The organism is Cellulophaga sp. 3_MG-2023 (genome assembly GCF_030546975.1).
Classification (GTDB): domain Bacteria; phylum Bacteroidota; class Bacteroidia; order Flavobacteriales; family Flavobacteriaceae; genus Cellulophaga.
The window spans coordinates 1,071,318-1,088,521 of the sequence record NZ_JAUOPS010000002.1; the positions used below are offsets into that span (position 1 = coordinate 1,071,318).

Genomic DNA, 17,204 nt, shown 5'->3' on the forward strand with positions numbered 1-17,204 from the left:
AGGGTTTTAATTATTATATTGAATATTATAATACTCTTTATATTTACCTGAAGTTACATTTTTTAACCACTCTTTATTTGACAAATACCAATCTATTGTTTTTTCTAAGCCCTCTTTAAAAGTTACAGATGGCTCCCAACCTAATTCTTTATTAATTTTTGATGCGTCTATAGCATAACGCAAATCGTGACCTGGTCTATCTTTGACGTAAGTAATTAATTTTTCACTCTCACCAATAGGCCTATTCAATTTAGAATCCATTTGCTTACACAATAGTTTTACTAAATCGATATTTTTCCATTCGTTAAATCCGCCTATGTTATACGTTTCTGTATTCTTGCCTTTATGAAAAACTAAATCTATAGCTCTGGCATGGTCTATTACATACAGCCAATCTCTAGTATAATTACCATCGCCATAAACAGGTAATGGCTTATTGTTTATTATATTATTAACAAATAGTGGAATTAACTTTTCTGGAAAATGATTTGGCCCATAATTGTTAGAGCAATTGGTAATTACATAAGGCAACTTATATGTTTCTCCGTATGCTCTTACAAAATGGTCTGAACTTGCTTTAGAGGCTGAGTAGGGCGAATTAGGATCGTACGCCGTAGACTCTGTAAATAAACCCGATTCACCTAAAGCACCGTACACTTCATCAGTACTGATGTGATAAAATCGTTTACTTTGTAAGTCATTTTTCCAATAATCTCTGGCAGCATTAAGCAAATTTACGGTTCCAATAACGTTTGTTTTTACAAAAGCCATAGGGTCTGAAATAGATCTATCTACATGTGATTCCGCTGCTAAATGAATAACTCCATTAAAATTATATTTTTGAAAAATACTATTTATAAATTCTTCATTTGTAATATCGCCTTTTATAAACGTATAATTTGGCAATCCTTCTATATCTGATAAATTCTCTAAATTACCAGCATACGTTAGGGCGTCTACGTTATAAATATGATATTTTGGATATGACTGCACAAATCTCCTAACCACATGAGATCCTATAAAGCCCGCTCCACCAGTAACAAGTATTTTCATAATCCTTTATTATCTTAATGTTGTTATTTTCTTTTTCTAACTAATTAATGTTCACAATATACCAGTTGTATAGTGAATTAATACCCTGCTCTAAATTAACATTATGTTTCCAACCTAAATTATTAAGTTTGGTAACATCTGTTAGTTTTTTCATTGTTCCATCGGGCTTACTTGTATTAAAAACAAAATCTCCCTTATAACCTACTGTTTTTGCAATTAATTGGGCTAACTGAGCTATGCTTACGTCTTCACCAGTTCCTATATTTATGTGAGTGTTTCTTACCTCTTTAATGTCCTTTACTACATCTCCAAAATCCCTTTCCTCCATAATATACACACACGCATCTGCCATATCTTCTGACCATAAAAATTCTCGTTTAGGCTTACCGGTTCCCCAAATCTCTACACTAGCTTTAGATTGGTTTGACACCACGCCAAAGTCTGATAAAACTTGTTCTATTTCTTCCTTAGAGGCAGATCCGTTTATACCTTTTATTGGTAACTTGTTTAGATCTGAACTGATATAATCCCAGTTTTTATCTTCTAATGCTTTACCTAAGGCTACTTTTCTAATTAATGCTGGTAAAACGTGTGACTTCTCTAAATCAAAATTATCATTAGGACCGTACAAATTTGTTGGCATTACAGAAATAAAGTTAGTACCGTACTGTAGGTTGTAACTTTCACACATTTTTATACCTGCTATCTTTGCTATTGCGTATGGCTCATTGGTATATTCTAATGTATCTGTTAATAAATAGTCCTCTTTCATTGGTTGAGCACAGTTTTTTGGATAAATACATGTGCTACCTAAAAATAACAACTTCTCTACATTGTGTTTGTAAGACTGATGGATTACATTGTTCTGGATCATCAGATTTTCATAAATAAAATCTGCTCTGTAGGTATTGTTAGCCACTATACCTCCTACTTTGGCTGCTGCTAAAAATACGTACTGAGGCTTCTCTGTCTTAAAAAAATCAGACACTGATTCTGTATTAGTTAAATCTAACTCTTTATGAGTTTTAACTACTAAATTATGATATCCCCTACTCTTTAAATTTTTAACTATGGCACTACCTACAAGACCTCTATGACCGGCTATATATATTTTTGAACTCTTATCCATACTACTCAAAGTAATTTAAAATACGGTAACCTCCGTCTTTTAAATACTGCTCTTTTTGCATTAATTTTAAATCACTCTGTACCATATCTTTTACTAAATCTGGAAGGTCATACTCTACTGTCCACCCTAATTTTGTCTTTGCCTTGGTTGGGTCACCAATTAATAGCTCTACCTCTGTTGGTCTAAAATATTTTGGATCTACTGCTAATACCTCTTTACCTATTTCTAATTGGTATTCTGGATTATTACATCTTACAACATAAGCCTTTTCGTCTACACCACTTCCTTTAAACTCTAACTCTATGCCCGCTTCTGCAAAACTCATTTTTACAAACTCTCTAACTTTTGTAGTTTTACCAGTAGCTATTACCCAATCTTCTGCCTCATCTGCTTGTAATATCATCCACATCATTCGAACATAATCCTTAGCATGCCCCCAATCTCGCTCTGCATCTAAATTCCCTAAATAAAATTTATCCTGCAGTCCTAGCGCTATTTTAGCTGTAGCTCTTGTTATTTTTCGAGTTACAAATGTTTCTCCTCGGATAGGTGATTCATGATTAAATAAAATACCATTACATGCATACATATTATAAGCCTCTCTGTAATTTACTGTTATCCAATATGCATACATTTTAGCCACAGCATAAGGGCTTCTTGGATAAAAAGGAGTAGTCTCTGACTGCGGAACTTCCTGGACCTTTCCATACAACTCTGAAGTTGATGCTTGATAAATTCTTGTTTTATTTGACAAACCCAACATACGTACTGCATCTAATATACGTAAGGTTCCTATACCATCTGCATTGGCTGTATACTCTGGAACCTCAAAAGATACGTGTACGTGACTCATTGCTGCCAAGTTGTATATTTCATCTGGCTGTATCTCTTGTATTAACCTTATTAGGTTTGTACTGTCCGTCATATCACCATAATGCAGAATAAAATTTCTATCTTCTATATGAGGATCTTGATATAAATGGTCTATCCTATCTGTGTTAAACAAAGAAGACCTTCTTTTTAAGCCGTGTACTTCGTATCCCTTTTTTAATAAAAACTCACTTAAATATGCGCCATCTTGGCCCGTCACTCCTGTTATTAAAGCTACTTTCTTGTCTGACATAGTTATGGTGTATTATTTTATAGTTGTGTTATAATTGTATATAAATTAGTCTTAACTATTACCCTCGCCAATTCTGTAATATACAAAACCAATTTCATGAAGCTTATTTTTATCTAGCACTCCTCTGCCGTCAAAAACAAAGGCTGGTTTGTGCATATTATCATAAATACGCTGCCAATCATATGCAACAAACTCTTCCCATTCTGTTAAAATAGCAATAGCGTGCGAGTCTTTACAAGCCTCATATGCATTATCACTGACTTCTAACCTATTATTTACCTCATCGGTTTCAATAGACCCCAAATAATTAACATCAACATAGATTTGAGATTCTTTTACCTTAGGGTCCCAAACTGATATTTTGGCTTGTTCTAACAGTAATTCCTCTGCCACATATATTGCAGGAGACTCTCTAGTGTCATTTGTATCTTTTTTAAACGCCCAACCTAAAAATGCAATTTTCTTATCTGAAACAGTGTTATATAGCGTTTTAACAATATTATGTGCAAATCTTCTTTTTTGATGGTCATTAAGAGTAATAACTTGCTCCCAATAATCTGCTACTTCGTTTAAACCATAGGATTTAGCTATATAAACTAAGTTTAGAATGTCTTTTTGAAAACAAGAGCCACCAAAACCGACAGATGATTTTAGAAATTTTGAACCAATACGACTATCCATTCCTATTGCCTTAGCAACTTCTTCTACATCTGCTCCTGTAATTTCACAAAGCTCACTCATAGCATTTATAGAAGATACTCTTTGCGCTAAAAAGGCATTCGCAGTTAGTTTAGATAATTCTGATGACCATAAATTAGTGGTTAAAATTTTATCTTTAGGCACCCAGTGAGCATAAACATCCACCAAAGCTTGTACTGCTTGTTTTCCTTTTTCAGTTTCTTGTTGTCCACCTATTAACACTCTATCTGGATTGGTTAAATCTGAAACAGCCGTGCCTTCCGCTAAAAACTCTGGATTAGATAGTATTTCAAAATTAACATCATTACCAGTGTGGTCTAATATATTTTTAATTGCTTGCGCAGTTCTAACTGGTAAAGTCGACTTTTCAACCACAATTTTATCGGACGTAGCTACGCGTGCTATTTGTCTTGCACATAGCTCAATATATTTTAAATCCGCAGCCATACCTTTTCCCTTTCCATAGGTTTTTGTTGGCGTGTTTACAGAAATAAAAATCATATCTGCCTCGTCAATAGCTTTATCAATGTCTGTATCAAAAAACAAGTTTCTTCCTCTTGCCTCTGCAACCACATCAGATAAACCGGGCTCGTATATCGGGATATTAAACACATCAGGATCATTCCACTGATCTATTCGTTTCTGATTTAAGTCAACAACTGTAATTCCAATATCTGGACACTTTTGGGCAATAATAGCCATTGTAGGTCCCCCAACATATCCTGCTCCTATACAACAAATCTTTTTTATCACTTTCTGTTTTTTTTATTGCAACCTAAACTAGTTACACAAAAGTGTACTGTTTTTAGGTCTTTTAGCAAAACTACGATAATTATTAGCCCTTACAAGCTTTGTAGTCTTATCTAACTGATTATTTTTTAAAATTTCCTCGGCAAAACCAAACCAAGTCATTGGTTTATTATCCGTAAAATGCTTTACACCAAAACTTTTATTATTAGAATTAACTAATTCCAAAATATATTTTGCTAGATTATTTGCATTTGTAGGACAACCTGTTTCAGTATCTATAACGACTAAATCTTCTCCCATTTTAGCCTTATTCAAAATGGTCTTATAAAAATTATGTCCAAATTCTGAATACAACCAAGATGTTCTTACGATAAAATATTCTTCTAGTATTTCTTTAATATAGTTTTCCCCCTTTAATTTGGACTTTCCATACTCATTAATAGGATTCGTTATGTCCGATATTACATAAGGAGAACCTTTTCCTCCATCAAAAACATAATCTGTTGATATATGAAACAATATAACGTTATGCTTTTTACACTCTTTTGCAATATTTTTAACTCCCTCCCCGTTAATAAAATGGGCCTTTTCTGGAGTTTTCTCTGCTTGTTCTACATTGGTATATGCAGCACAGTTTATACAGTAGTCGAACTCGTTTTTATCAAAAAAAAGTTGTAATCTTTCTCTATCGGTTATATCCAGTTCATCCGAATTACAAAAAGTGAATTCTAAATTAGAATAAGCGTTCTTTAACACTTGTATACACTGCCCTAATTGACCATTTGCTCCAGTTACTAAAATTTTAATCATACCAAAAGCTCTTTCAATGTTGGTAAAGTCAAGTCTTTTTCTGAAACTTTAATTTCCTCGGGACTAACTTTCCAATCAATATTTAAAGTTGCATCGTTGTATATTATACCACCTTCAGATTCTTTGTTATAATAGCTATCACACTTATACAAAACCTCAGCAGTATCACTAAGAACAGAAAATCCATGAGCAAAACCTTTTGGTACAAATAACTGTTTTTTATTTTCTGAAGACAATTCAACTGAAAAATATTCTCCGTAGGTTTTAGAATGGGGCCTTAAATCTACCACCACATCTAAAATAACACCTTTTAAGACATAAATTAATTTAGCCTGAGCGAAATTCCCCTTTTGAAAATGCAAGCCTCTTACAACTCCCCGTAATGAAAACGATTGATTATCTTGAACAAAATTAACTTTTTGACCTAAAACCTTATTAAATCGATTGTTATTATATCTTTCAAAAAAATAACCTCTAGAATCATTAAATAATATTGGTTCTAAAATTAAGCACCCTTCTAGTCCTGTGTTTTTGACTTCCATGACTTTTCTTCATTCTTACTTTTATATATTTTCAATATTATATTAAGCTCTAACAACAACAAAAACACTAACAATATGGATACTAGTAACATAGGCAACAAAAACTTATATTGATTTTCAATTCCACCTAACTTGGATCCCCTTGTTGGAAAATCAGAAATTACATTAAGAATCGTAGCTTTATTGGCCTTTTCTAGATTCAAAGCTACTATTTTTTGCTTTAATTCATCTCGTTCCTTTAAAAGCTCTATCTCTTTATTTTTTCCTCCTCCATTATCTGCCAAGCTAATGTTAGTACCTCCTATTTCTTTTGAGGCTTCTTTAACCATTACATCTTTATATAACTCTTGAAGCGAAATAATTTCATTTAATTGCTGATTGTATATCTCTTCTTGAAAGCCAATATTTTTATCATTTGTAGCCTTCTGTTCCTTAAAATAAGTATTACTAGAAATAGATTTAACAATAGCTGGTTGTGCTTTTTTAGCAACAATACTATTTGTACTAACTAAACTTATTTTATGAAAACGAGCATCAAACGTATTAAAATTTTCCAAGTAAGCTTCAAAATCCAAATTTTTAACAGTTGTAGAGTCTAATTCCCTTATAAACTTATCAAACAATAAAACTTTCTGATTTTCATCTGAATAGGATTCTATTTCAAACTTTTTGATACTAGCAGCTTCACCTGTTGTAATTTTAAGTGCGTTAGCTAAAGTAATAGAGTCCTCTGCTTTAGCCAGTTCATTGTAAAAACTAACATTATTGTATAGCTGTTGCACACTATTAAAATTAGGCTCTACTACCATACTAGATATGTATTTTTGGTCATTTTTGATATCCAAAAATATACCCAAACCAATACCTAAAACTCCGGCTATTACAAATTTTACAAAGTGCTTTTGAATAAATAGTAAAAACAACATCATAACGTGAAAAATTCCTTTAAATATACTTGCTATAAAAACAAATAATTTTTTAAAAGCATTCCCTATTAGCTGAAATAACTGACCTAAATCTATCTCTTCTGAGGATTGTTGTGGTTGCTGGTTGTTACTCATTATTATGAATTAAATAATTGTTTTAATATTTTATCTGTAATTAAATAAGTTGGCTTAACTCCCGTTGTACCTAAACCTCCTGACGCCAATGTACTTCCTGTTTCTAAAGGATTATCTGAAGCATAGTATGCATAACGCACTTTAACATCTTCTTTAATACTTTTACGTATTTTAGATGCAGCCTGAATTGCTTTTTGGTAGTGAACTCCTTCCATTTCTAAACCAATAACACCCCAAGTAGAATCTTTAAAGAATTGCAATATATTTTTATTTTGCAATGACGTACCTAAAACGGTTACCATTGTACCCTCTAAAACCTTTAATCCGTGCCCCTCAAAATCGGCAGCAGAAAGTTCATTTTTAAAAGGGTAATTGTCTGCTGTTCCTTCAAAAATATGAGCAGTAGCAATCATAATATCGCCCTTGCCACCTTCTAAAATTCCGGCTTTACCCATGATAGAAACCGACTCAACATTTAAAAACTCCTTAACCCCTTCTTTTTCATAAGGTTTTAAAAGCTCATCTATAGTTTCGTAAGCCTGTTCTCCAAATGCATAATCCATTACAAAAATAACAGGTTTTTCATCGTCTTTTAATCCTTTTGGAAGATCAAAACAACATGCTTTATCTCCAAACTTAGCCGAATCAAAAATCTGTACATCAATATTTGTTCCAGATGTATCGTTCAAAGAAATCATTCCGTTTTTCTTAGCGTAAGCTGTAACTTTAGCCCTTAGTTTATCATTTTTAGACTTACTTAAATCTTCGTAAATTTCTAAACTATCTTTTGAATTTGGATACTCTTTAGCCAATGCTTTTTTAGCAAATAAAGAGTTCATTACACTGTGCATATTTGCACTAATAATGTGTATTGGTCTGTGTAAAATTCCGTTTGCCTCTAAAGTCTCTTTAATGGTTAATGCCCATAAATCTCCGTGAATATGATGACCTAAACGCTCACGTAAAACAGGACTAAATGTAATTATTCTTTTATCACCTAATGTTTCTTCTTCTATAGCAAGTTTACCCATCCAATAAATGGTGCGTAAAAACTTTTCTGGGTTTTCTTTTGTAGCAAATACTTGGTGCATTGCTTTAACCTCTACAAAAGATCTTCCCAGTATATTTGCAGTGTAACTTAATGCTACTTCTAACTCTGCTTGTGATAACTCATCAGACTCTAAAGCCGTTTCTAACTTAGTCCAATCTCTTATTGTTTTCTTTGTATCTTCAATTAATACACGTTTGCATATCTTTTCGGACTCTATAAACAAAAAAGTTAAGTGTGTTAGAATATCATAAATATCAGATCTTCCTCTGGTAATTACAATATTCATTTGATCTTCATCTATACGGTAACAATCTCTTCTTCTTTTCGCCGGAATTATAGCTTTAAAGTGAGATTCTCCATAACCTTCATCTGAAGTTAAATTTATGTATCTACACTGTTCTATCCCCTCTGGAAGACGTTCTAAAACGTATGTTAAACCGTTTAATTCTGATTTTTCTTCTCCTACAGAACCATAAATCTCTGGTCGTAGTTGTAACAATGCATTACGAAGTGTTTCTCCTGAAACACCCATTGGCTTGTAAAATCCTCTATTAAACAAGTGTCTCATTGTTATATACAAACGCTCTATGGCATTTGTAGACTCCTGTGCTCTGGTTGTATTTATTATCTTATTCATATTTCTTCTTCATTGCAAATCTACATAAATTAACACTATATTGTTAAGGTAGATACGTTAGTTTACAGTAAATTCTTTCAATCCTTCAGCCAATTTTCTATCGTTAGACAAACGTTGTACTTTATTTTGACCTCCAAACTTACCAATACTTACCATATAATTTTTAAATCCGTCTTTCTGCACTTTTGCTATTTTTAAGGTTTGCAGCACCTTTCCGTCAATTAGATCAAAATAATAACTATTCTGTTTTTGTAAAGATTCATCTATTATTTCAATAAACAAACTCATATCACTTGGCTCTTTTTCAAACTCTACAAACCACTCATGGTAAGGCAACTCATTATCACTTGTAATTGTTTGTGGCGCAACTGTAAACTCATTAATTCTGGCATCGGTTGCTTTAATTGCTGTTTGCATTGCCTGTTCTACTTCTTTAGCTATAACGTGTTCACCAAAGGCAGATATAAAATGTTTTATTCTTCCTGAAACAATTACTTTATAAGGTTTTGTAGAAATAAACTGAACGGTATCTCCTAGGTTATACCCCCATAAACCGGCATTTGTAGAAATAATCATTACATAATTTACTCCTATTTCTATGTCTTTTAGTGTGATGCGTTCTGCATCATCTTCATAAAAATCATCAGCCTTTATAAACTCATAAAATATGCCTGAATTTAAAAGTAATAGCATTCCGTTTTCTTGCTGAGAATTCTGGTATGCAAAAAAGCCTTCACTTGCAGGAAAAAGCTCAATACTATCTACCTTACGACCAATTAAATTCTCAAATTTTGCACGGTAAGGTTCATAGTTTACACCACCATAAATAAAAAGCTGAAAACCATTAAACAAGTCGCCCACCTTTTTACCTGTATCCGCTTGTAATTTTTCAAAATACATTTGCACCCAAGATGGTATACCAGCAATTACGCTCATATTTTCATCTTTAGTTTCCTCTACAATTTTATTTACTTTGGTTTCCCAATCTTCAATACAATTGGTATCCCAACTTGGCAGTCTGTTACGCTGCAAATACTTTGGCACATAATGCGCAGAAATACCTGATAAACGACCTAGTTTTACTCCATTTTTCTCTTGTAAAATAGGGCTTCCCTGTAAAAATATCATTCTACCATCAACAAAATCTGCTTCGCCTGTTTCATGAATATAACTTAAAATAGCATCTCTAGATGCTTCAATCTGGTATTTAATAGATTCTTTTGTTATAGGTATATATTTTGCTCCTGATGTAGTCCCAGATGTTTTTGCAAAATACGCAGGTTTGCCAGGCCAAAGTACATCTGCATTACCAGCCACAACCTCGTCAACATAGTTTTTTAATGCCTCATAATCTCTTACAGGAACATTTTTAACAAAGTCTTTATGTGTTTTAATAGACTTAAAATTATGGTCTTTACCAAACTTAGTATTGGAAGCCTTTTGTATTAACTGCTTAAACACTTGCTCTTGAGTTTCTACAGGGTTAGAAATCCACTTAGCGTTTTTAGCTACTATTTTTTTAGCAAAAATTTTTGCTGCAAAAGATTTTAAAGACATAACTTAATTATTTAAAATCTATATAATTAGTAGGATTCACAGAGGTACCATTGCTCCACAATTCAAAATGCAAATGTGGCCCAGTGGTTAATTCTCCTGTATTACCTATGGTTGCAATAACTTCACCTGCTTTTACAATTTCTCCCTGAGTTTTATGTAAAGCGCTATTGTGTTTGTAAACAGACAAAAGATTGTCTTTATGCTCTATAATTATTACGTAACCTGTTTCTGTAGTCCAATCTGCAAATATCACGGTTCCTTGTGCAACAGATTTTATAGGACTGTCTTTTGGTGCAACAACATCTACCGCAAAGTGTTTTTTATCCTTATCATACCCCTGAGAAATTGTTCCACTTACAGGTGAAAATAATACCAAAGAAGATTCTGTTTTTGTATTACCAAATAAATTGTATTTATCTTCTAAAGCAACTTGTGCTCTTAAATTTAGGTCTTCTTTAATAGGACTAAGATCTACTGTGCTAGGATCTATTTTTACTTGCTCAAAAAGCGAGTCCCTATTCATTTTATTATTGGCAACATCACCGCTTAAAACCATACGTATGTTAGATAAATACTTATTGGTATAATTTAAAACATTTACTAGCGAGTCTGTTTTATATGTTAATTCTGTAGCTTGTTTTTTTAATTTAGTAGAAGAGTAACCTGGTATATATTCTCTCAACGGAGTAAAAGCTATAAGTACAGTTGTTAAAGCAATTAATACAAAAGTAGAAATCCACCCTAAAACAAAAACATTAAGCCTACTAAGCTTAAAGGATATTTTTTCTTCAAAAGTATCTTCGTTAAGAATAACCAAACGATACTTATTTAAAAGCTTACGTTTAATCTCCTTTCTTTTTTTATTATCCTTTGCCATAACAAACAAATATAAACTTTAGAATTTTATTACCCTAACAAAAAAAGGGTTCTAAGTATCAAAATTAAGTTAAATAGCCCTAAAACATTCTGTATAAACACAAAAAGTAATTCTATTACTAATATTAACATTGTTATAGTTACTTTTTATTACCTTTGTTATTCAAAATTTATTATTATGATTTCATCAAATATTATGTTAGCCATACCAGGTGGTGCATCTATAGCACTTATAGTTGTTGCGGTTTTATTACTTTTTGGAGGTAAAAAAATACCTGAATTAATGCGTGGTTTAGGAAGCGGAATTAAGGAATTTAAAGATGCATCTAAAGACGATGATTCTAATGACAAGCTAGAAGAGAAAAAATAAGTTACCATATACTTTATTTTAGAACCCTGCACTTTGTGCGGGGTTTTTTGTTTTTAATAACATTTTAAACCTTTAAGGGTAGTGTATTTCGTCGATGAAAAGTGCTTTTAACAGAACTTCCTTTATTTTTTAGCACCTAAAAAAAATAGCCATACAACATAAAAATAACGTTTAACTACATTTAATCAGTCAGTTACAACATATTATGCTTAACCACAAACCCTTACAATAGTTTTGTGGCAACCCCAAAATATTAATTAAAATGAAGTGTATTACTAATGAAGTTTTTAACTATAACTTATCACACCTATGCAAAATCTTGTATCGAAAAAAGTTTCAAGACTATTTTTAACTTATCTAACAATGTTATTTATTTTAGCATTATCAACAACGGTAGTAAATGCTCAAATAAACAATAGTAATTATAGAATAGACTTAAGCTCTACAGATATGGGTCCCTGTGGAGGAAACAATGACGGTAGAACAACCGTTGGTGTATATGCAAAACAATCGACCTTAAATACCTTCAAAATTTCATTTGACCTACCCGATGGCATTACCTACAAGCCTGGTAGTTTATTAATAACCAACCAAACTGGATCTGGCGGATTTACAATCTCTGAATTTGATATAAGCAATCTTAATAGTCCTACCTTTAGTATAGAGAAACCTAGTAATGCAAACTGGCAAGCTCTTGATTTTGTAGAGTTTGATTTTGAAAAAACGGCTAGTTGCGATGCTGTACAGTTATCTTATAGTGGAGGATTGTTTAAAGATTCGCACACTATAACCTATATAGATGGTTCTACCGCAGAATCTGATACAGATAACGATTTAACCATAAACTCTTACTCATTACAAAGAGCTTATTTAGCAGTAGAAAACATTGCTACAGAAAACTTGTATGTAGGAGAATCTACTACAAGGCCTATACAAATTACTAATTCTGGTAACGGAAGTATAGAGTCTTTTGAACATGTTGTTACAATATCTGATGAACTTATAAGTACTTATACATTATCTTATAATGGTACTTTATTAAACCCAACAACTATTTCTGGAAACAACTATACTTATCTAATTAATTTAAATGATGCTCCTTTTGCTGGTCAGGTAGGTAATGGAGATAACAAATTTGATAACGAAACAATAATACTACAAGAATATCTAGAATTAGCCAGTTGCCAAGCAAATCAATACTCAAGGCATAGCCCTAGATGGGGGTGTACAAACGGAACTTATTGCCAAATTGGAGCTACAATTCCTGGCTCTGTAGTATATATTGAAGAATTTACAAACTTAACTTTACAAGAAGTAAATAACCCAAGACCAAGATGGGATGCTCCAGTTACCTATACATATTCTGTTAGTAATACTAGTAGCAGTACACCGTCTTATAATGTTAATATAAATATTGGTTTTACAGACGACGATAGGTTTTCTACTGTTGGTTTTAACCCAATGTCTGGTGATGATAATAACACAAATAGAATATTGTCTAACTTTAGATTTACCGGAGGCAGCCAAATTAATCCTCAACGTTGGCCTTCTACTATTCCTGGCGGATCTGGCTTAGGTTCTCACCACATTGCATCAAACTATCTAACAACAGATCCAGACGGACCTGGAGGTTTAGATGATTTAGATGGTGATGGGTATTATGATGATTTACCAGCAGGTGAATCTACAGAAATTAACGTTGATATGGAGATGGATCCCAATGATCCAACTTGTAATGAAGGGTTTTCTATATATGTAAACGATATAGATTTACATATAGATACTTGGTCTGTAACATCTTGTGGTAGTGATACAATGTCTTCTAGAGAAAATATGGATTCTCAGTATATAGAAAGAGAAAGTTTATATAACTATGGGTCATCAGAAAGTTATGATCTAGATATGATTGAAGGGTCTGTCTTTAGAGTTGGCTTTACAGGAAATTTTGTAGCTAGTGAAGAAGCTCCAACATGTAATGGTGTAGAAATGTTCACAAACAATGTAAACACCAGCTACTTGGCAACACTAGAAGTACCAACAGGTATTACATTAGATGTTAGTGCAGATAGTAGATATACGCAAACAGGCAATATAATAACATTTAGAGAAACCAACTTAGCAGATTTTATGATAAACTCTAAGGAACTAGTAATACCTGTAGAGTTTGCAATAACTATAGATTGTAGTGTATATACTGGTCCTTCTAATATACAATTACCTTTTACATCTTCTTATGAAAGTAGCTGCTACACAACAAGCTTACATTGTGGTTCTTTTGAAGCTGTAACACACTGTTCTAATAGTGGTTGCGTAGGACCAACAACAACCAGTTTTAATGCAAACAGAGAAACTGCTGGTTTTACAGATGCAAGTATGTCTACTAGAGTAACTTTAGACCCAAATACGCACGCTACTAATTACTATATGCCTAAAGATCAAATGGTAGTTACTAGTGAAGCTAAAATGGTAAACGATGAACGCGATAATCTTTATTTTGAGATGCGTTATGTTACAGAAAATGGTGTTAATATGGATGATATTATTACCTATGAAAACGGAACAATTACTATTAACGATATATCAACCGGTACTCCTCAAACGTTTCCTTTAACCGTAGCTCCAACTATAACCAAACAAGGAACAAACAACCATTTTGTAACAGTAGATTTATCTAGCTATAAAACATTAATTTCACCTACCTATATATACGGTCAAGGTTTTGAAGAAGATGAAATATCTGTAGAGCTACATTTTAGATTTAAAGATGAATTCCCTCAAAAAGCAAGACTGTATAATTTTAATAATTTTCAAGGTAGATTTTACAGTTTAGATGCTACTTCTACAGAAATTGGTTGTGAAGTTTTTAATGAAACGGCTTTCTTTTTTCAAGATAACATATATGCAAGAACTAAAGATAGAACTGTTGATGGGTGCTCTAATGTAAACCTTACAGCTAGTATTGTTCATTTTTCTAATTTAAGCGATAAGTTTCCTAATGAATTTAGGCCAACATGGCTTTTTAAATCTGCAACAGTACAAATACCTGATGGTATGCATTTTAACTCTCAAGTTCTAAGTTCTTTTTTTGCAAGAATAGATCCTAGTAATGAATACCCTACAGGTTCAAATGGCGGATTTGATTTTTCTTTATCTGGTAATATACTTACTATAACACCAGGGCCTAACTTTAAACATAACGATCAAGGAGCTCGAGATTACTCAGAGCTTCTAGTAAATATTTCAGGAACAAATTCTGCACACGGATCCAATCCTTTTACAGTTAGTTACACTTACGATGAATTTGCTCATTCTGATTTTCCAGAAGAGATAACAACAAGTGACACTAAAAATTTTACATACCTTACACCAGATTACGAAATAAGATCTGACAACTCAATACTTGTTGGTAACTCTTTAATTGAAAGTTTTGAAATTGAAATATGTAAACATGATTTTGAAGAAACAAACAATAACTGGTTAAGAGTAGACACTGGTTTAGACTTTACCATTAGCAACGCCTATTTAGTAGATGGTGGTACAGAAACACCCTTAAACTTTACAACTTCTAACCAAGTTACTTATATAGAATTTGGAACTATAGAAGAAGGTAACGTTACATGCAAAAACATTAGGTTTGAAGGTACTTATACTGGAAGCTCTGATAAGGAAATTAGAGTTTCTCATAACTATGACTGTATAGATTACCCTACCAATTACGATGCTACAACTTATTTTAATGAAGAAATATTAACCTTAACACCTGTAGACGCTGCTATTCAGTTACAAATTTTACAGCAACCTACTAGCACAGTTGGTACTTGTGAAGCTTATGAAGTTATATTAGAATCTAGAAATGCTGGAGAAGCAGACTTAATTGATCCAATAATAAATTTTGATATTCCTGGAGATGTAAGTGCCATTACAATTAATTCTATTACTATAGAATATCCTCAAAACTCTGGAAATATACAAACCATAACACCTACTATTGTTGGTAACAATGTTTCTATAAATTTACTAGATCACACTCTTATATCTGCAAATAATGGCTTGCTAGGCTCACTAAATTCTAATAGTTTAGATGAACAAATAGCTATAATTAGACTAAATTTAAGTCCGCAATGTAATTACGTATCAAACACTGGTACTACTTATATAGTTACAGGTAACAGTCCTTACGGCGGTATGGCTAATGGTAGTAATAGTAGAATTGCTGCAGAACCAATAATAATTACAGGAGCAGAACCTCCTTACAGTACTAATACAACTATTTTAAACTCTCCGAGTTTTAATGGTTGCGAAATAGAAACAGTATCTGCAGAAACATATATAACAGGAGGTGTAACGGGGAATTCCGATTTTATTAAAGTAATTTTGCCTGCTGGTATAACTTATGTAGATGGTTCTTTAAACTCTACAGGATCTGTAAGTGTAACCTTTATTTCTAAAACACTTGTTAACGACCAAGAAGAAATAACTATTGCTTTGCCACAAGGCGCTAGTGATACTGATGTTATTGCATATAATTTTAACATCCAAAGTACAGGCTTTATATGTGAAGGTAATTATGATATTGATTTAAGCACTTATGTTACTGTATCTGGCTTATCTTGTTCTGGTGTTTCTTGTGGTGATACAGAAGTAATTACTGGTAATACTAGCACTACAGTTCAAGTTACTAAAGGATTCTTAGAAACTTCATCATATACTCCTACTGCTAGTTACGTTATAACAAGCACAGATACTTATTACAATATAATTATTGGTTTAGAAAACACAGGTACAGAAGATTTATCTAGCGGAATTAATTACAATGTATATTGTGCAGACGCATCTGGTGTAAAAACAGGAAATTCTATTTATACCGGATTTCTTTCTCAAGCAATTCCTTCTGGTGGCTCTATAGAAGAAAATATAGAATTTAGAACAACAGAATTTTGTGGTGCAAATAGCAATATAGTTGTAGAGTTTTCACCAAGTAACTCTAATTGTTTTTGTACAGAGTTATTACTTAGTATGACTAGTGCACCATCTAATAATTATTCTGATTTAGAAATAGATATGACATCTAATGTTAGTTCTGCTAATCCATCAGATACTATTATTTTCTCAATTGATATTGAAAATTTAGGAGCTATAGACGCTACAAATATTCAATTACAAAATGTACTAGCTCCTGGTTACACTTTTGTTAGTGCTACTAACGGAGGAGTATTAACAGGAAATACAATTACTTGGCCTAATTTTGACTTAGAAGATTTAAACACTACTACATTTAGTTACACGGCTACTATTAATAACCCAAGTGGTATAGCAGATGAGTATACTAATATTGCAGAAATTACGCAAGTAGACCAAATAGATCCTGATTCTACTCCTAATAATTTTGATGGTATAGATTCTCTAGAAGATGATGAAGCTGTAGTTTCAGTCTCTTTACAATCGTCTGATATTAGTATGGTTAAAAGACTATCTGCTAGCTCTAACCCTAATGCTATTGTTGGAGAGGTTATTAGTTTTGAAATTGAAGTAACTACTTCTTCTGC

Annotated in this window: 12 protein-coding genes; 2 read left to right on the forward strand and 10 right to left on the reverse strand. The window is 32.5% G+C overall.

Annotated features, from left to right (window positions below; translation table 11 throughout):
- Nucleotides 1–6: 6 nt before the first annotated feature.
- The 10 genes from rfbB to Q4487_RS09760 are packed head-to-tail and all read right to left on the reverse strand — an operon-like array spanning nucleotide 7 to nucleotide 11,289.
- Nucleotides 7–1,053, reverse strand: a complete 1,047-nt coding sequence (gene rfbB / locus Q4487_RS09715) for a dTDP-glucose 4,6-dehydratase (RefSeq protein WP_303539657.1) — start codon at nucleotides 1,051–1,053, stop codon at nucleotides 7–9.
- A 40-nt stretch (nucleotides 1,054–1,093) separates the two neighbouring features.
- Entirely contained in the window at nucleotides 1,094–2,182 is a 1,089-nt protein-coding gene (locus Q4487_RS09720; protein WP_303539655.1) for a GDP-L-fucose synthase, read from the reverse strand.
- Between the two features lies 1 nt (nucleotide 2,183).
- On the reverse strand, nucleotides 2,184–3,305 hold the full coding sequence (gmd, locus tag Q4487_RS09725; RefSeq protein WP_303539653.1) for a GDP-mannose 4,6-dehydratase: 1,122 nt from the start codon (nucleotides 3,303–3,305) through the stop codon (nucleotides 2,184–2,186).
- 51 nt (nucleotides 3,306–3,356) lie between these two features.
- Complete coding sequence (locus Q4487_RS09730) at nucleotides 3,357–4,757, reverse strand: UDP-glucose 6-dehydrogenase (protein ID WP_303539651.1); 1,401 nt, start codon at nucleotides 4,755–4,757, stop codon at nucleotides 3,357–3,359.
- Between the two features lie 27 nt (nucleotides 4,758–4,784).
- Entirely contained in the window at nucleotides 4,785–5,564 is a 780-nt protein-coding gene (gene rfbD, locus Q4487_RS09735; RefSeq protein WP_303539648.1) for a dTDP-4-dehydrorhamnose reductase, read from the reverse strand.
- Nucleotides 5,561–6,106, reverse strand: a complete 546-nt coding sequence (rfbC, locus tag Q4487_RS09740) for a dTDP-4-dehydrorhamnose 3,5-epimerase (RefSeq protein ID WP_303539646.1) — start codon at nucleotides 6,104–6,106, stop codon at nucleotides 5,561–5,563. The genes rfbD and rfbC overlap by 4 nt, the downstream gene beginning before the upstream one ends.
- Nucleotides 6,082–7,167: a hypothetical protein gene (locus Q4487_RS09745; RefSeq protein ID WP_303539643.1), complete on the reverse strand. Its 1,086-nt coding sequence runs from the start codon at nucleotides 7,165–7,167 to the stop codon at nucleotides 6,082–6,084. Before Q4487_RS09745 ends, rfbC begins: the two co-directional genes overlap by 25 nt.
- A gap of 2 nt (nucleotides 7,168–7,169) precedes the next feature.
- Nucleotides 7,170–8,855, reverse strand: a complete 1,686-nt coding sequence (locus Q4487_RS09750; RefSeq protein WP_100894373.1) for a hypothetical protein — start codon at nucleotides 8,853–8,855, stop codon at nucleotides 7,170–7,172.
- A gap of 57 nt (nucleotides 8,856–8,912) precedes the next feature.
- Nucleotides 8,913–10,412, reverse strand: coding sequence for a GH3 auxin-responsive promoter family protein (locus Q4487_RS09755; protein ID WP_303539640.1), 1,500 nt, complete (start codon nucleotides 10,410–10,412; stop codon nucleotides 8,913–8,915).
- Nucleotides 10,413–10,419: 7 nt separating this feature from the next.
- Entirely contained in the window at nucleotides 10,420–11,289 is an 870-nt protein-coding gene (locus Q4487_RS09760) for a M23 family metallopeptidase (protein ID WP_100894374.1), read from the reverse strand.
- A 177-nt stretch (nucleotides 11,290–11,466) separates the two neighbouring features.
- Here Q4487_RS09760 and Q4487_RS09765 point away from each other — a divergent pair, with 177 nt between their 5' ends.
- Nucleotides 11,467–11,658, forward strand: coding sequence for a twin-arginine translocase TatA/TatE family subunit (locus tag Q4487_RS09765; protein WP_013620918.1), 192 nt, complete (start codon nucleotides 11,467–11,469; stop codon nucleotides 11,656–11,658).
- Between the two features lie 363 nt (nucleotides 11,659–12,021).
- On the forward strand, nucleotides 12,022–17,204 hold a 5,183-nt coding region (locus Q4487_RS09770; RefSeq protein WP_303571884.1), incomplete at its 3' end, for a DUF11 domain-containing protein.